12 protein-coding genes and 2 pseudogenes are annotated in these 16,426 nt (G+C 61.2%); 8 read left to right on the plus strand and 6 right to left on the minus strand.

The window, feature by feature from the left end; all coding sequences use genetic code 11:
- The first annotated feature begins 50 nt into the window (after positions 1–50).
- The 4 genes from LJ655_RS22530 (at position 51) to LJ655_RS22545 (ending at position 5,922) form a co-directional block, all read left to right on the plus strand.
- Entirely contained in the window at positions 51–2,036 is a 1,986-nt protein-coding gene (locus LJ655_RS22530; RefSeq protein ID WP_230563432.1) for a primary-amine oxidase, read from the plus strand.
- Positions 2,017–3,120, plus strand: coding sequence for a hypothetical protein (locus tag LJ655_RS22535; protein WP_230563433.1), 1,104 nt, complete (start codon positions 2,017–2,019; stop codon positions 3,118–3,120). The genes LJ655_RS22530 and LJ655_RS22535 overlap by 20 nt, the downstream gene beginning before the upstream one ends.
- Entirely contained in the window at positions 3,074–3,262 is a 189-nt protein-coding gene (locus LJ655_RS22540) for a hypothetical protein (RefSeq protein ID WP_230563434.1), read from the plus strand. Before LJ655_RS22535 ends, LJ655_RS22540 begins: the two co-directional genes overlap by 47 nt.
- 743 nt (positions 3,263–4,005) lie before the next feature.
- On the plus strand, positions 4,006–5,922 hold the full coding sequence (locus LJ655_RS22545) for an SMP-30/gluconolactonase/LRE family protein (RefSeq protein WP_230563435.1): 1,917 nt from the start codon (positions 4,006–4,008) through the stop codon (positions 5,920–5,922).
- Between the two features lie 58 nt (positions 5,923–5,980).
- Here the strand turns inward: LJ655_RS22545 and LJ655_RS22550 are convergent.
- Together LJ655_RS22550 and LJ655_RS30395 are read right to left on the minus strand one after the other, a co-directional pair.
- Positions 5,981–6,082, minus strand: a pseudogene (locus LJ655_RS22550) (ANTAR domain-containing response regulator); the annotation flags it as partial.
- Positions 6,077–6,286 (minus strand): annotated as a pseudogene (locus LJ655_RS30395) (amino acid ABC transporter substrate-binding protein); the annotation flags it as partial. The pseudogenes LJ655_RS30395 and LJ655_RS22550, both read right to left, overlap by 6 nt.
- Before the next feature lie 323 nt (positions 6,287–6,609).
- Here LJ655_RS30395 and LJ655_RS22560 point away from each other — a divergent pair.
- Positions 6,610–7,341, plus strand: a complete 732-nt coding sequence (locus LJ655_RS22560) for an SDR family oxidoreductase (RefSeq protein ID WP_230563436.1) — start codon at positions 6,610–6,612, stop codon at positions 7,339–7,341.
- 43 nt (positions 7,342–7,384) lie between these two features.
- On the plus strand, positions 7,385–8,671 hold the full coding sequence (locus tag LJ655_RS22565) for an MFS transporter (RefSeq protein ID WP_230563437.1): 1,287 nt from the start codon (positions 7,385–7,387) through the stop codon (positions 8,669–8,671).
- Positions 8,672–9,220: 549 nt separating this feature from the next.
- Here the strand turns inward: LJ655_RS22565 and LJ655_RS22570 are convergent.
- Entirely contained in the window at positions 9,221–10,078 is an 858-nt protein-coding gene (locus tag LJ655_RS22570) for an oxidoreductase (RefSeq protein ID WP_230563438.1), read from the minus strand.
- 125 nt (positions 10,079–10,203) lie between these two features.
- Here LJ655_RS22570 and LJ655_RS22575 point away from each other — a divergent pair, with 125 nt between their 5' ends.
- Positions 10,204–11,115, plus strand: coding sequence for a LysR family transcriptional regulator (locus LJ655_RS22575; protein ID WP_230563439.1), 912 nt, complete (start codon positions 10,204–10,206; stop codon positions 11,113–11,115).
- A 761-nt stretch (positions 11,116–11,876) separates the two neighbouring features.
- Positions 11,877–12,761 carry an alpha/beta fold hydrolase gene (locus tag LJ655_RS22580; protein WP_230563440.1) on the plus strand — a complete coding sequence of 295 codons (885 nt, stop codon included), beginning with the start codon at positions 11,877–11,879 and terminating at the stop codon, positions 12,759–12,761.
- 113 nt (positions 12,762–12,874) lie between these two features.
- On the opposite strand, the gene LJ655_RS22585 is transcribed toward LJ655_RS22580, so the two are convergent.
- From LJ655_RS22585 to LJ655_RS22595, 3 genes are all read right to left on the minus strand, one after another.
- On the minus strand, positions 12,875–13,924 hold the full coding sequence (locus tag LJ655_RS22585) for an alpha/beta fold hydrolase (RefSeq protein ID WP_230563441.1): 1,050 nt from the start codon (positions 13,922–13,924) through the stop codon (positions 12,875–12,877).
- Positions 13,925–14,137: 213 nt separating this feature from the next.
- On the minus strand, positions 14,138–15,091 hold the full coding sequence (locus LJ655_RS22590) for a LysR family transcriptional regulator (protein ID WP_230563442.1): 954 nt from the start codon (positions 15,089–15,091) through the stop codon (positions 14,138–14,140).
- Positions 15,092–15,144: 53 nt separating this feature from the next.
- On the minus strand, positions 15,145–16,353 hold the full coding sequence (locus tag LJ655_RS22595) for a YbfB/YjiJ family MFS transporter (protein WP_230563443.1): 1,209 nt from the start codon (positions 16,351–16,353) through the stop codon (positions 15,145–15,147).
- Positions 16,354–16,426 lie beyond the last annotated feature (73 nt).

The raw sequence follows: 16,426 nt of genomic DNA on the forward strand, positions 1-16,426 counted from the left end.
GAATTCACGAGCGCGCTGTGCGGTCCAGCAAACTTCTTTACGGGAATCCTATGAACACGAATGCCACGAAAGCCGCCCACGTCCCCGTTCATCCGCTCGATCCGTTGAGCGGCGAGGAAATGCAGCTCGCCTGCGATCTCGTGAAAGCTGCCGAAATTTTCGATGACCATGTGCGCTTTCCGATGGTCGAATTGCGCGAGCCGCCTAAAGCGGAAGTCGTCGCATTCAAGACCGGCGAGTACTTTTCGCGCACGGCGTTCGTGCTCGCGATCGATCGCACGAACGGCGCGACGACCGAATTCGACGTGGACCTGAGAGAAAAAAGAATCGCGGCGCGCCGCGTGATGCCGTTCGATCAAGCGCCGTACGGTCAGCCGCCGATCATGATCGACGACTTCATGAACGCCGAGCAGATCGTCAAGAATGACGAAGCGTGGCGTCGCGCGATCATGAAGCGCGGCCTCAGCGAGAAGGATCTCGAACGCGTGCAGGTCGATCCGTTTTCGGCGGGCTGCTTCGATCGTGAAAACGAAAACGGCCGGCGCCTCGTGCGCTGCGTGAGCTACTATCGAGAAACGCTGACCGACAACGGCTACGCTCATCCGATCGAAGGCGTGATGGCGGTCGTCGATCTGCTGGAAAAGAAAGTGATCGAACTCGTCGACGACGGCCGCATCATTCCGGTCCCGCGCGCGAAGCACAACTACGACACGCCGAGCCTCGGCGAAGCGCGCAAGACGCTCAAGCCGCTGTCGATCGATCAGCCGGACGGACCGAGCTTCAAGATCGACGGCTGGCATGTGAGCTGGCAGAACTGGACCTTCCGCGTCGGCTTCACGCCGCGCGAAGGGCTCGTGCTGCATCAGCTCTCGTGGGACGACGGCAAGAACGCGCGCCCGATCATCTACCGCGCGAGTGTCACCGAAATGTGTGTGCCCTACTCGGACCCGACGACGAATCACTACTGGAAAAGCGCGTTCGATGCAGGCGAGTACGGCCTCGGCAAACTCGCGAACCAGCTCGAACTCGGCTGCGACTGTCTCGGCACGATCCGCTATTTCGACATTCCGTCCGCCGACGATTTCGGTAATGCGTTCACAATGAAGAACGCGGTCTGCATGCATGAAGAAGATTACGGAACGCTGTGGAAGCACTATGAATTCCGCACCGGCGTGTTTGAAATGCGCCGCTCGCGACGCCTCGTGATTTCGTTCTTTGCGACTGTCGGCAATTACGACTACGGCTTCTACTGGTACCTGTACCAGGACGGCACGATCCAGCTCGAATGCAAGCTGACCGGAATCGTGCAAACGTCGGCGGTGGCCGACGGCGACACGTATCCGTGGGGCGGCATGATCACGCCGAATCTCGGCGGCCCGACGCATCAGCACTTTTTTAATGCGCGGATGCACATGATGGTCGACGGCGAACGCAATACCGTCACCGAACACGAATTCGTGCCGCGTCCAATCGGCGAATCGAATCCGTACGGCAACGTATTCGACACGACCAAAACCACGCTGAAGACCGAAAGCGAAGCCGCGCGGGTTGCGAACGGCAGAACCGGCCGCTACTGGAAAGTTTCGAACCCGAACGTGAAGAATGGGGTCGGCGCGAATCCGGGCTACAAGCTGATCGTCAACGACTCGCCGCTGATGCTCGCCGACGAGCAGTCGAAGGTGCGGCAACGCGGCGGCTTCGCGACGCGTCACGTGTGGGTCACGCCGTTCGATCCGGCCGAGCGTTATGCGAGCGGCGACTATCCGAACCAGCATTCAGGCGGCGACGGCCTGCCGCGCTATATCGAGGCGAATCGCAACATCGAGAACGAAGACATCGTGCTGTGGCACAGCTTCGGCCACACGCATGTGTGCAAGCCGGAAGACTTCCCGGTGATGCCGGTCGAATACGCCGGTTTCATGCTGAAGCCGAACAACTTCTTCTCGGCGAATCCGACGATGGACCTGCCGGCCGAGCGCGACATGAACAGCGTCGAAGACGGCAAGCCTGCGGATCATGGCTGCTGCAAGCCCTAAACAGCGTGCCGCGATGCGCGGCGGCCGCGATGCAGCCGGCAGTCATGCACTGCGCACTGCCGACGCTGCCGCCGCTGCCGCCGCTGCGGCCGCCGCGGCGTGCGTGCTGATCGCGAGCGGCGCGACGACGTTGCTGTCGATGCTGCCGGTGCAGAGCGGCTTCGGTTTCCGCCAGCACGCCGTCGCACTCGGCATGAGCGCCGTCGCGCTGGCGACGATGATGGCCGCGCCGTTTCTGATCGCACGCGTGTCGCAAAGCTTCACGACGCTGAAGACCGCTGCGACGTTGATCGCCGCGATGTGCGCGATGAACGGCGCTCCCGCCTATTTGCGCGACATCGCGCACGGCGGTTTGACGGCCGCGGCGATGCTCGCGTCGGGTGCGTTGCTGCTGGCGTATTGGCGCCGTGTCGCGCGTTGCATTGGGCGTCGCGTTGCTGCTGATGATGTGCCGCATCACGCCGAGCCGTCCGGCGCGCATTCCAGTGCAACCCGTTCGGCTTTACCGCTCGCGCTGCTCGCATCGCTCGCGGGCTTGTCGAGCGGCACCCTCGCGCGCTTCCAGCTTTTCACGCTGTGCGGCGCGGGCGCTGAGCAACCGCTGTGGCAAATGGCATTGTTGTTCGCGGCCGTGTGCGTGCTGGCCTATTTTGCAGACCGTTCGCGCGGCAGCGGCAATGGCCTGCTGACGGCGCTGTACGTCGCGCGCGCCGTGCTGATCGCGACGCTCGCCCTCTCCGACGACACCATGCTGATTCCGCTCGCACCCCTTGGCGCGCGGATCTTTTTGCTGCTCGACTGCCTGACGGTTCCGGCGCTCGCGACACTGCGCGGCAATCCGCAGCGGGCATCGACGAGCACCTGCCCAGGCGCCGCGCATCACGCCGGCATGGTGGCGGGCGCCGCGCTATCGACATCCCCTTATTTTTTCGGCGACGGATTCGCCGTGCTGTTTGTGCTCGGCGCAGCGGCGAATCTGCTGTGCGCCGCCACCTTCCTCCGCAACCGAACGACGTACTCAACGGAGACACCGGACCATGAGCGAAAACAAGCTTGCCGTGTACCTGCCGGACACGATGTTTAACAACGGCGAAAAAACCTGCAGCACTTCAGGCAACACTTTTCCGGTCTTTAATCCGGCGACCTCGGCGAAAATCGCGCAGATTCCCGATGCGTCCGAATTCGATATCGATCGCGTAACAGAGGGGCCGTACTTGCCGTCTTGAATTTTCCCGGATGCAACTGCCCGGGCGACGTCCCACCACATCAAGCCGCCGAGGAATGCGCATACCGCCGTCAGTATTCCAAAGAAGGTAGCGTTCCCCGCGCGTATCGCCTGTCCGCCGTCAAATAGCTATTTTTGTCGACGACTACTCCATCGTCTCGACTGTCTCAAGGTGGCCGAACGCAGATCTTCGGCAGCCGACCGAGTCCGCTCGCCCGGCCCTCAGCCTCGAACTTCGGTAGTCAGCCCTTACCGCAGCTTCGCCCCGCGAGAATTCACCCGCTAGCGGGACACGCTTGCCACCCCGAACCCCCAGTCGGCACGTGAACGCTGTTCCACCTCGCGAACCATCTGAAAGCGCTGCTCGGGCGGGACGCCAACGCGTTTGCCTGTTTTGGAAACGCCAACAGCTCAACCTTTTCCGCACCTCGCCGATATACCGCTCGAACGCAGCGTTGAGTTAGACGGACGCGACGACACTTGCCGGAGCGGCGAGTGGACAAGGACAGTTTCCTGCTAAACGCCGCTCGCCCAACAGGCGAGCGGCGCCCGACGCGCTCCGAAGACGGCTCCTTTCAATCGAAGAATCTTCCAGCCCATAGCGCGCACGCCAGCACGACACGTAAGGCAGCCACAGGAACCATCATTCGGTTCCCGTGCAAAACCCATGATGCTGCTTTGGCAGCGAGCATGGGCCAAACCGCAATCCCCCGAATCAGCTGCCTCAGGAGGGCATGCTTCACGATGATGAAACGAATCTATGCCATGTTCCTCGCCGCACTGCTTATCGCTACGCTTGCTCCAGAGTGCCAGGGACAGTACACCACCGACTGGGTGGCGAACACATTTGGGAGCAACGCTACTCGCGTGGGTAGCGTCGCGCGCTCCATGTGGATAGCGCCCGAGGGCGTCATCTACACGGCTTCCATGTGGGACGAAAACGAAGGTGGTGTCGCGATATACCAGAACGGTCAAAGCCTGGGGTCCATAGGAGGTCACGGCGAGTTTCAGGGCAGCGCCATCACCGGTAATGCAGCTTCGATCTTCGCCGCTCTGCAATTTAATTCGACTTACGGCAGCGGCGCGGTCGGGCGATACAACCGAACTACTCAAAGTCGCGACTTTCTTATTTCGGTCAGCGCGACAACGACCGAGCCGCGGGCTGACGTAATCACGGGACTTGCGACGTCGGGCCCGCTCCTCTATGCAAGCGACTCTCCTGGAAATCGCATCCGCGTCTACACCACCGAAGGCGTCTGGCGGCAGGATATCGCGGTCTCAGGCCCTGGCGCGCTCGCGGCGGACAGCGCAGGAAACGTCTGGGTCGCGCAGAAGAGCGCGGGCGCGATCCTCGAATTCAATCCGGCCGGCGTGCTCGTGAACACCATCCAGATGTCCGGCGCTTCTCGACCGTCCTCGCTGTATCTCGATTCGTCGACCGGGGTGCTCATGATCGGCGACGCGGGCCCCGACATGAACATCAAGATCTATAACACTTTGGGCATTCCATCCTTGATCAGTACATTTGGCATTCAGGGGGGATATCTCGATACGACAACGGGAATCAAAGGCCAGGTCGGCGACAAGCGCTTTACCCGCGTCACCGGCATCGGAAAAGACGCCGCCGGCAATCTGTACGTGCTCAACAACCCGTGGGGCGGAAGCTGGGACCTCGGCCGCGACGGCGGCACCGACATTCACGCCTACGACAGTTCTGGCCACCTGCAATGGAAGCTTCAATCGCTGAACTTCGAGGGGGTCGCCGCTCCGGACCCGGCTACTGACGGCGCGTACTTCTATGGAGCCACGAACATCTACACCGGCACCGCTGGGGGAACCTTCGTAGCGAACACTGTCGATCCGATCGACTATCCATCCGATCCACGCATCAACATCAACGATCGCACACGCGGTGAGCACTTCGGCCAACTTGCCACCATCGGCGCCAACCGGATCCTCGTGGCCTCCAGCCAGAATCCCGATACCTTCTATTTCTTCCACTTCAATGCTGCGCATGGCTACATCGCAATACCGGACGCCACGCTTCCGGGGACGGCGTTCAATACGACCGCACCGGTCAGGGACGGATTTTGCATCGACAGCAAAGGGGACGTCTGGGCCGGTTTGGACAAGACGAATGCCATCTGGCACTATCCGCTGACCGGCTTCGATGCCAACGGTCAGCCGAGTTGGGGAGCAGGCATTGCAACGCCCATTCCGGGCACGATCACGCCATTGACACGGATCATCTACGTGCCGGAAAGCGACACGATGATCCTGGCCCAAGGAATTGTCGGGAGCGCGGACTGGACGTCGATCGGAACGCGAATTGAGGTGTATCACGGCTGGCTCGCAGGCAACACGACCGTTCCCAATCCCATAATCAACCTCACCAGCGCCAATCCCAAGTCGATCACGGCGGCCGGCAACTATCTGTTCGTCGGATACGTACACACCGTACCCAACATCGATGCCTTCAATCTGACTACCGGCAGTCTGGACACCACGTTGATCAACGGCAACCCCAATACCGTTTACGTCGGCAATGACGTGGATTCCATGTACGGTCTGAGATCATACCGTCGCTCGACCGGGGAGTACGTGATCACGAAGGACAACTACAACGGAACCAGCGTCATCATCTATCGCTGGACACCCTGATCGGCGATGCCCGTCGCAGTTACGCCCCCGCGCGCACCCCACGTCATGTCGAGTTATCGAGCGCGGTCGGGTTTTCGTAGTCCGCCAGCGCGATCAGCGTGGCCTCGGTATCGGCCGCGCACCGGTTGCCCGCGCTGCGCGTCTCCGGGCCGACCAGAAACCCCTCGGGCGAGTCAAACTGCACGTCATGGGTGCGCGCGAGCGCAAGCGCGAACAGGTGCACCTGGTTGCACGCCATCTCCGACCTCATGCTCGCCGGCTGGTCGCCGAAACGCGCGCGCCACGAAGTGAGGACATGCTGGTTGCGTTCGAGCTTCAGCGTATTCACGTAGCTCGCCGACACGATATGGCTCGCGCATAGCTCGTCGATGTCGCGAACTTCGCACACCGGCTACGTCCACATTCCGAAACGCATGTTGCGTGCGCGCGCCGCAGCCAATCAGCGTCGCGAACGCTACGCGTCCGGCTGCGCCATGAAAGCGATCTTTAACTGTCGAACCTCAATGCTAATCGCGCGATCATGGAACCGCTGGTCGATGCGGGATGCACCACGCCGGCGTTGCGGCTTGCGCCGCTCGAACGACTTTTGCGTGAACGGAAAAGTCGTTCTCTCTGCGCCTCTCTAATCATCCGTCTGATTTGAAACGACAATAGGCGCCGTGCAGTTCAACTTCCCGGAGAGAAATCATGTCCACCAGAATCGTCGTCATTACCGGTGCTTCCAGCGGAATCGGCGAAGCCACCGCGAGGCTTCTCGCGTCGAAAGGCGCCACCGTCGCCCTCGCCGCTCGCAGGCTCGACAAGCTCCAGCGCATCGGCGCGGACATTCAGGAAAAGGGCGGCACGGTGTCCGTTCACCAGGTCGACGTGACCGACCAGAAACAGGTCGATCGCCTGATCAGCGATGTCGTCTCGCAACACGGCCGCCTCGACGTAATGGTCAACAATGCAGGCCTGATGGCGATTGCTCCGATCTCGCTGCGCAAGACGGACGAATGGGACCGGATGATCGACATAAACATCAAGGGCCTGCTGTACGGTGTCGCGGCGGCGTTGCCGGTGTTCGAAAAGCAGCAATCAGGTCATTTCGTCAACATCGCGTCTGTCGCAGCCCTCAAGGTCTTCAGCCCCGGAGGCACAGTCTATTCGGGCACCAAGTTCGCCGTCCGCGCCATTTCGGAAGGTCTGCGTCACGAGGTCGGCGGCAACATTCGCACGACCGTGATTTCTCCAGGGGCGATCGACACAGATCTGAAATACGGTTCCGCCCATGACGAAAGCCGCAACTTCGTCGTCGACTTCTACAAGATGGCCATTCCGGCTGACGCGATCGCACAAGCCATCGCGTATGCGATCGAGCAGCCTCGCTCGGTCGACGTTAACGAAATCGTGATTCGCCCTACCGTTCAGGATTTCTGAGGATCGCACAACGGTCTTCACTCGCCCAGGAACCGAAGGGGCCGTGGCGCGCGCGACCGTGCCCGTTCATCCGCTCGCACGAACGCGGCGCGAACCCATTGACTTCATCGAGGAGTGCTTCATGCCTGCAGCAGTGTTTTCTCTCGCGTTCGCCGCTTTCGCGATCGGAACGACAGAGTTCGTCATCGTCGGGTTATTGCCGGACATTGCGACGGCATTCGGCATCACGGTACCGACGGCCGGATTGCTGGTGAGCTTTTACGCGCTGGCAATCACGGTCGGCACGCCGCTGGTTTCCGCCGTGACCGCGCGGTTGCCTCGCAGGGCATTGCTGCTCGCGTTGATGGCGATCTTCACGCTTTGCAATCTCGCCGCCGGACTCTCAGGCGCATTTCCGGCGCTGCTTGCCATCCGGATCGTCATGGCCGTCGCACACGGCGTCTTTTTCGGGCTCGGGACGACCGTTGCAATGTCGGTCGTGCCGACGGAGAAATCGGGGCGGGCTGTCGCCATCATGGTCAGCGGGCTGACTGTCGCCATGGTGACCGGCGTGCCAGGCGGCACGTGGCTGGGCGATTTGATGGGCTGGCGACTGCCCTTTCTCGTCGTCGCTGCAATGGGCTCGCTTGCGACGGCGGGACTCTGGTGGCTCCTGCCGCCTCTCCCGTCGCAGCGCAGTTCCGGCACAATCCTCTCTCAACTCGCCCTATTCAAAAGCCGCGCGTTGATGCCGCTATACGCTTTGGCCGCGCTCGGCATGGGCGCGACGTTTGCCGTATTCACCTACCTGTCGCCGTTGTTGACCCATACCACCGGCCTGAGCAATGAAGGCGTAACGCAGGGCCTGATGGTCTTTGGGCTCGGGTCGGTCGTCGGAACCATCGGCGGAGGCCGGCTTTCCGATCGTTATGGGCCGAGGCTCAGCATGAACGTCACGTTGACGGGACTCGCCGCGTCCGTGGCCGCTCTTTGGGCCAGCGCGCATCAGCCGGTCCTGGTCATGGTCAACCTGTTCGTCTGGGGCGCGTTCGCATTCGCTGTTCCTCCGATCATGCAGGCCACCGTCGTTCTGATTTCGCGGCGCGTGGCGCCGCAAGCGGTCGGGACGGCTGCCGGGCTCAACGTGGCGGCGTTCAACCTCGGCATATCGGGCGGCTCCTTTCTTGGCGGACTGGCTCTCGTGGGCGAGAACGTTTTGACGACTGTCTACGTCGGGCTGGCTCTGGCGGTGCTAGGGCTCGTCGTCGTTGCGACGTACCGTTGGTCGGCGCGCCGGTCCACGCCATCTGCGCGCGCGGCGAGTGCTGAACTTCGGCACCCGGCGCGATGAAGACAACCGCGCAGGAGAAACATCGTGAACCCAACCGGCCTCCCACGTCATCCGCCCGGAAGACGACGTTTCGTGCAACTGCTCGCTTCGCTTCCTTTCGCCCTTTCGACCGCACGCTCCAGCACGTTGTCTCGTTCGCCGGAAGATGGAGCGCGGCGGCGCACGACGCTATCGTCCAAATCGCGTCCCGCCGCAAGCCGTGGCAACCCAATGACGCCGTGTATGCGGATACATTGCCCTCGTTGCTGTCGCGCTACCCGGGCGGCGATCCGCTTTCCGACGACGACAAAAGCCGTCTGCTCGCCCCGCAACGGAGGTGGACACCGCTTCTGAACCATTCATCGATGTCATCGCTTCCGATTTACCGAGACTCGCGTTGCGGCCGACTCTTCTCTGAGCGCGGGAAAGCCGGGCAAAATGCCCGCGAGTCTCGATGAACGTGCTCCCCTTCAAACAGGCCAGGGTTATCCCGGCCTGTCGTCGGCGTCGTTACTGCCTGCATCACGCTCACTTGTCGAACACAACGGCCTGATAGCGGGAACAGAGTCTTCAAGCCGGGAAATCAGTGGACCGCGACACGGTCGCCCACGTCTGCGTTTCGTTCGTCACGAACGCGTTCTTGTCTGCGATCGCTTTCAGCGTGTCCGTGCCGAGTGGCAGGCGCAGCGGCGGCGTTGGCGCATCCACCAGCGCAATGACAGCCGTTGCCAGCTTTTTCGGATCACCCGGCTGGTTGTGATTCAGCTCGATTGCCGCGTGACGCAGCTTTCCCGACGTCTCAGCGTAGTCGTCGATGATTTCCTTGCCGACAGCGAGCGACGACGCATCGAGAAAGTCGGTGCGGAAGAAGCCCGGTTCGATCAGGCTCGCGTGAATGCCGAGCGGCTTCAGTTCGGCGTGCAGGGCTTCGGTAATGCCTTCGACGGCGAACTTCGTCGCGCTGTACACGCCAACGCCTGCGAACGCCTGGTACCCGACTATCGACGAAATGTTGATCACGTGACCCGAGCGCTGTTTGCGCATGACGGGCAGCACGGCCCGGGTCACACTCAGCAGCCCGAAGACATTGGTATCGAAGATGCGGCGCACGTCGGCGTCGCCCGATTCCTCGACGGCGGCGAGCAAGCCGTAACCGGCGTTGTTGATCAGCACATCGATGCGGCCGAACCTTTCGACCGCGGCCTCGACGGCCGCTTTGGCTTGAGCCTCGTTGGTGACGTCGAGCGCAACGGTCAGCAAAGCGGGCGACGCGCCGAGCCGCTCGGCTATCGCGGCGGCATTGCGGCCTGTCGCGACGACGGCGTTGCCATCGGCGATAGCGGCTGCTGCGATCAGCGCGCCAAAGCCGCGCGAAGCGCCCGTGATGAACCAGACGCGCTTAAAGGGTTGTTGAGTAGCATTGCTCATGTTCCTGCTCCTGAGTGCGAGGTGAATGCGAAAACGGATCGCGGAGGAGGAGTGTCGCCCTGGAATACATTTTTGATTAGACTGGAATCCCTGAAATCTATTTTTCATCTACGCAAAGGTCGAGCATGACCGATTGGGCCGACTTGAACGACATCGCCATTTTTGTCCGGGTGGCGCAATTCAGGAGCTTCAGTCGTGCGGCGCAAGCGCTTGGCATGCCCGTCTCTACCGTGAGCCGAAAAGTGAACGCGCTCGAGGAACGCCTCGGCGTAATTCTTCTGCAACGCACGACCCGCAAGCTCGGCCTGACAGCACAGGGACATGCCTATTTCGAGCAATGCAGCGAGCCGCTTAGCCTGCTGTACGACGCGCAGCGGGTAATCACCCAGACGCAAAAGAGGCCGGAGGGTTTGTTGCGCATCTCCGCGCCCGTGATGCTGGAACAAGAGCCGTTTTATGCATTTCTGTCGTCGTTTTTGAAGGACTATCCGGGCATCCGGGTGGACCTGTACTTCACCAACCTGTTCCTCGACCTTATCGCCGAAAACGTCGACGTGGCGATTCGCTTCGGCAACCTGCAGGACTCGAATCTGATCGCCCAACGCGTCGGAAGAAGTGTCCGGCATCTTGTCGTTTCCGCGGAGTACGCGCGCAATCATTCTCTTCCGACCCGGCCGGAAGACATCAGCGAACATCCGTGCGTGCTGATCAATGCCAGAAACAACGAGACGCAATGGCATCTGGTTCGTGGCGGCGAGTCGGTCAGCGTGCCCGTGACAGGTCCCGTCGCCGCGCGTGACTTTCACATCGTCAGCGCGTTTGCGCGCCGCGGACACGGCATTGCACTGCTTCCTTCGAGCTATTCCGACGCGCTGATCGCCAGCGGAGAACTGGTTCGCGTTTTGCCGGACTGGTCGTCACCGGAGATATTCGTGCACGCTGTCTATCCGACGCGTCGCTTTACGCCATCGAAATTGAAAGCCTTTCTCGAAGCGCTCAAGAAGTGGGAAAGCCCTCTTTGGCTGCCAGTGCAATGAAGCGCTCGACAAGATGCAGCCACGCTGCGTGCACGACGGCATCAACCGTCGTTCGTCCCGTTCGCGTTCATTGCGGCTTTCGCCGTGACTTTTTCGTGTATCACTATCCTGTCTCCATGACAAAGCCGTAATCTCACCGCGATAAATAAGCAGCGGACTGGCCTGAAAGGGCACTACCGAGCCCGAATTGATTTGTTCAACGAACGTGCCGCGCCGCTCGCCGACGTGGCGCGAAAAAAACCGTTTTGCATGTAGTACGAGAGCGACGCATCTTGCTTTGGCTACTACGGCGAGTTACACGCATTTCGATCGGCAACGTATCGATGTAAATCAGTCGGTGGTTGATAGTCCGCGCTCCGTTCGATGTCACGGTTTTGCTGCGCTTGAAGAAATTCATTGAAATCCCAGCGTTCGCACCGGTCTCGTTTTATTGATGCAGTTTCCCAAAACATCATACGGGCAGTGTATGCCGTGGCCGATCGGCCTGTCGCTAGTACTATGGTATTGGTCGCTATTTGATTTCGCGAGAAACAATATTTCCAATGTGCAACGCTCAAGCGTCACGCTTCATGGGCTGGCACGGCGCCGCGAGCCGTGACACAATCCAGTCCACGTTCAACTCCGCATGCGGGAAACATCGTCCGTACAGGCGGACATATGGCGTACCAGCGGAAAAATTCGCGGTGTAACTTGCAGAGATTTACCGGCTTGTTCCGATCGAATGTCGTACTGATGTTCTCATTCAACATAGGAGCTTTGCCATGCATTCCACCCGTGGCACGATTCGCTACGCGACGTTGCAGATTGACGGTCTGAACATCTTTTACCGCGAAGCCGGGCATTCTGATGCACCCGCGGTGGTGCTACTGCATGGCTTTCCTTCGTCGTCGCGCATGTACGAGACACTGATCCCGCTGCTGGCTGATCGCTATCACGTGCTTGCTCCCGATTTCCCTGGCTTCGGACATAGCAGCGCTCCCGCTCCGCAGAGCTTTGCCTACACGTTCGATCATCTGGCCGAGGTCATCGAACGTTGGCTCGACGCATTGCAACTCGAACGCTACGCATTGTTCATGCAGGATTACGGTGGGCCGGTCGGTTTCCGTTTGGCGCAAGCGCGCCCGGCAGCGATTTCGGCGCTTGTCGTGCAAAACGCGGTTGCGCATGAAGAAGGACTCGGGCCGTTGTGGGACACAAGAAAGGCCTTTTGGCGCGACCGTGCGGCGCACGAAGCGGCGCTTCGCGAGAATCTGATTTCATTTGAAGCGACGCGACTGCGGCATGTCGGCCACAGCCCGAACCCGCAACGCTACGACCCCGACGCCTGGTGCGATGAATACGCCTTTCTCTGTCGCCCGGGACAGGTCGATATTCAGACCGAGCTCTTTTATGACTACCGCAACAACGTAGCCGCCTATCCACGCTGGCAGGCCTGGCTGCGAGCGCGGCGTCCGCCGTTATTGGTGGTATGGGGGCGCCATGATCCGTCATTCGCCGTTGAAGGCGCCCATGCGTATCAGCGCGACGTCCCCGATGCGGAAGTTCATCTGATCGATGCCGGTCACTTTGCGCTGGACGAGGCCACCGACGAGGTCGCGCACTTGACGCGAGAATTCCTCGAACGCACGCTTTTGTCGGCACGCTAACTGCCAGCCACACCCTCGTTGTGCAGATGTCCCGCGCTGCCTTGCGCTTCTATCGAACCGGCGTCGCCGGTATGCGAGCGACGAGCGCCTGGGCCTACGCGGGAGTGCCGCGCCTAAAGCCGGTCGACGTCGATCACCGCTTGAGCGAATGCTTGCGGTGCTTCCTGAGGAAGGTTATGGCCCACGCCGCCCGTGACCGTGCGGTGCTCGTACTTTCCTGTGAACCTTGTCGCGTACACACCGGGGTCTGGATGAGGCGCGCCGTTGGCATCGCCCTCCAGCGAGATGGTCGGGACTCGAATAACCGGAGCCGCAGCAAGTTGTTGCTCGAGCGCATCGTATTTGGTTTCACCGCTCACGAGCCCCAGCCGCCACCGGTAATTGTGAATCGTTATGGCAACATGGTCGGGATTGTCGAATGCTGACGCACTGCGCTCGAAGACGGAGTCGTCGAACTTCCATTTTGGCGAAGCCAGTTTCCAGATCAGTTTCGCGAACTCGTGCGTATGCTGCTGGTAGCCCGCCTGACCACGATCCGTGGCGAAATAGAACTGGTACCACCACTGGAACTCTGCCTCCGGCGGCAATGGTGCAATGCCGCTCTTCTGACTACCGATCAGGTATCCGCTCACCGAGACCAGCGCCTTGCAGCGCTGCGGCCACAGTGCGGCGACGATATCGGCCGAACGCGCGCCCCAGTCGAAGCCGGCGAGAATGGCCTGACGAACGTCGAGCGCATCCATGAGTGCAACCACATCGGCCGCGAGCGCGGCCGGTTGTCCGTTCCGCATCGTTTCGTCGGACAGGAAGCGCGTCGTGCCGTAGCCGCGCAAATACGGCACCACCACGCGATATCCGGCCGACGCGAGCAACGGTGCAACATCGACGAAACTATGAATATCGTAAGGCCAGCCATGCAGCAGAACCACAGCCGGACCGTTGGCCGGTCCCACGTCGGCGTAGGCGACGTTGAGTAGTCCCGCATCGATTCCCTTGAGTGGCCCGAGGGTTGTGTGACTTTCTGCCTTCACGGGCGGCGCTGTCGAAGTCGAAGCATGAGGCTGCGCGTTCGCGGACTCCAGCGCACCGAACTGCCCGGCCGCCAACAGCATGGCCCCCGCGCCAATGACGTTGCGACGACGTGAATCGATCTTCTCCGCCATTTCTCTCTCCTTTCGCAAAAGGGTCCCAAATCGCAACAGGGAGCATAGTGCCGCGACCGCACACCCCGATGGTAGCGTCGCGGATCGCTGCTATTTGTTCTAACGAAGCAACGCTATTTTTCCAGCGGCCGCGGCCCAGAGGGGCAAATCACCGCTCTTTGAATGGCATTGGCGTAGAGGCACACAGGACTGCGCCCGCCGCGGAAAGAAAAGCTACTGAACCCGGGTGAGCCGTTGCTGCGCCGGATTCTGCGGGGGCTGCGCCAACTGCTCGAGCAGAAAATCCACGAATACCCTCACCCGAGACGAAAGGTGACGCGCATGCGGATACAGCAGAATGAATGGGCGCGAACGTCCGCCGTACTTGCGCAATACCTCGACAAGGCGCCCCTCGCGCAAATCCTCCTCGACAAGAAAGCGATACGTTTGAAACAATCCCGCGCCGCTGCGTGCGAGCGTGATGCCGGCGAGCGCATCGCCCGATGTTCTGTAGCTGCCGTTGGTCGACACGTCGAATTCGCCAGACTCATCGGCGAAGGTCCACGTGAGGTTGCGCCCGCTGCTCGGCAATTCGAATTGGATACATTCGTGTGAGCGAAGGTCATCGACCGATTCCGGTACACCGGCCCGTTTCAGGTAGCTCGGCGTCGCCACGACGACCAGTTCCGCGTCCTCGAGCTTGCGCGCGATGAGGCTCGAGTCCTCGGGCGCGCGGCCGCGAATCGCCAGATCAAAACCCTCGTCCGCGAAATCGATATTGCGGTTGCTCAGGTGGGTCTCCACCTGCACACGCGGGAAACGCTCGCGAAATGCCGCAAGAAGCGGTAGCACACGGTAGTGCCCGTACGGCGTCGGCATGCTGATCCGGAGCACGCCGGCCGGCGTCGTTTGTTGGCCAGTCACTTCGCGTTGGGCATCGACGAGTTGCGACAGCGCCTGTCGGCATTGCTCGAAGTAGCGCTGCCCCGCGTCGGTGAGCCGGATTTGCCGGGTTGTGCGCACGAACAGCCGCACGCCGAGGCGCTCCTCCAATCTGCCGACGGAGCGACTTACCGCCGCCGGCGTGACACTCGCTGCATTCGCCGCAAGCGTGAAGCTGCCGAGCTCGGCCGCGAGGCAGAACAGCTCGATGCTGCCAAGCAGCAGGTCGTCGAAATTGCGTTGCATGTGTCGTTGTCCGCCGTTTCTCGTGCGTACCAATGAGACGAAAGCACGAAATGTCATGTTGCCTTCAGTGCCACAAATAGATCCACCGCCTGAGCGACAATCAGCGCGGCCGCACCGATCGCGAACAGCACAACGTAGTCTCCACCGGTCGCCGAGAAGACAAACGAGAGACCGTACGCGGCAAGCGCCTGCATCACGGCGAAGGCAGTCGTCGCGCGACTCCATGTTTCTTTCACTGCGCCCGGGTGATGAGCGAGCAGCTCGTTCACACGGCCGAGAGCGAGCGGGACGATTCCGGGCGTGAACGCGCCGACCACGACACTGGATATCATTAGTCCAATCGAACCAAGCCCGAACACCGGAATTGCAACAGCCACGATCTGAATGATCCGCGCGACGCGCAGCGCGGGGCCAAATCCGGTGCGATCGGCGAGATGGCCGCACAGAAGCGGCCCGACGATCGCACCAAGTCCATACAGCACCCAGTACTGTGCGCCCGCGTCAAGCCCCTTTCCGAGTCCGCGCGCGACGAAATCCACCAGAAAAATCATGTGCGGAACGAGGGCCACCGCGTTGAGTGCGTACTCCACGTATAAAGCCCGCACGCCGAGCACGGGGAAGTTCCGCGTGTGTGCGTGCGCATGGGCCGCCGGCGCCGTGTGAACCGCCGGGGGCTCGTCCGGCCAGCCGTTCCAGGCCGCGATCGTCAGCAACAGCGACACAATCGCGAGGCCTAGCCAGGCAGCGGTCACGCCGTAGCGCAGCAAGATCGGTACGATCGTCCCCGACGCAGCAATCCCTAGTCCAATTCCCGTGAAGATTCCTCCGCTTACAAAACCTCGCCGGGACGGCGGCACATGGGAAAGTATCGTCGGCGCGACCAGCACCATCAACGCGCCGCCCGAAACGCCCGACGCAAGCCGCCACACGAAAAACCACAGGAATGAGACGGGCGCCGCGCATGCAACGAACGCGACAGTCGCGATGAGCATCAATGCGCGCAGCACAAACGACGCCTTCGCCCTTCGGGCAAGCGACCCGGCGATAAGCGCGCCGATGAGATAGCCGCCGAGGTTCGCCGCGCCGAGGTACGCCGCCGTTGACGCCGGAAACCAGTGCGCGCCGATTATCGCGGGCAGCAGTGGCGTGTAGGCGAATCGCGCAAGCCCAATACCGATCAAGCTGGCCGCGGCGCCAGAAAAGGTCGCCCGCCAGAGGCTAAACGATGCCGTTGCGGAACGATTGACTGCTACCGATTGCATTTCGCTCTCCATTCGTAAGCGCGGTTTGCCGCCCTTCTTTTCGATGGAGGTCAGTCTAGATGAGCGCGTGACT

The organism is Paraburkholderia translucens (genome assembly GCF_020881035.1).
GTDB lineage: Bacteria > Pseudomonadota > Gammaproteobacteria > Burkholderiales > Burkholderiaceae > Paraburkholderia > Paraburkholderia translucens.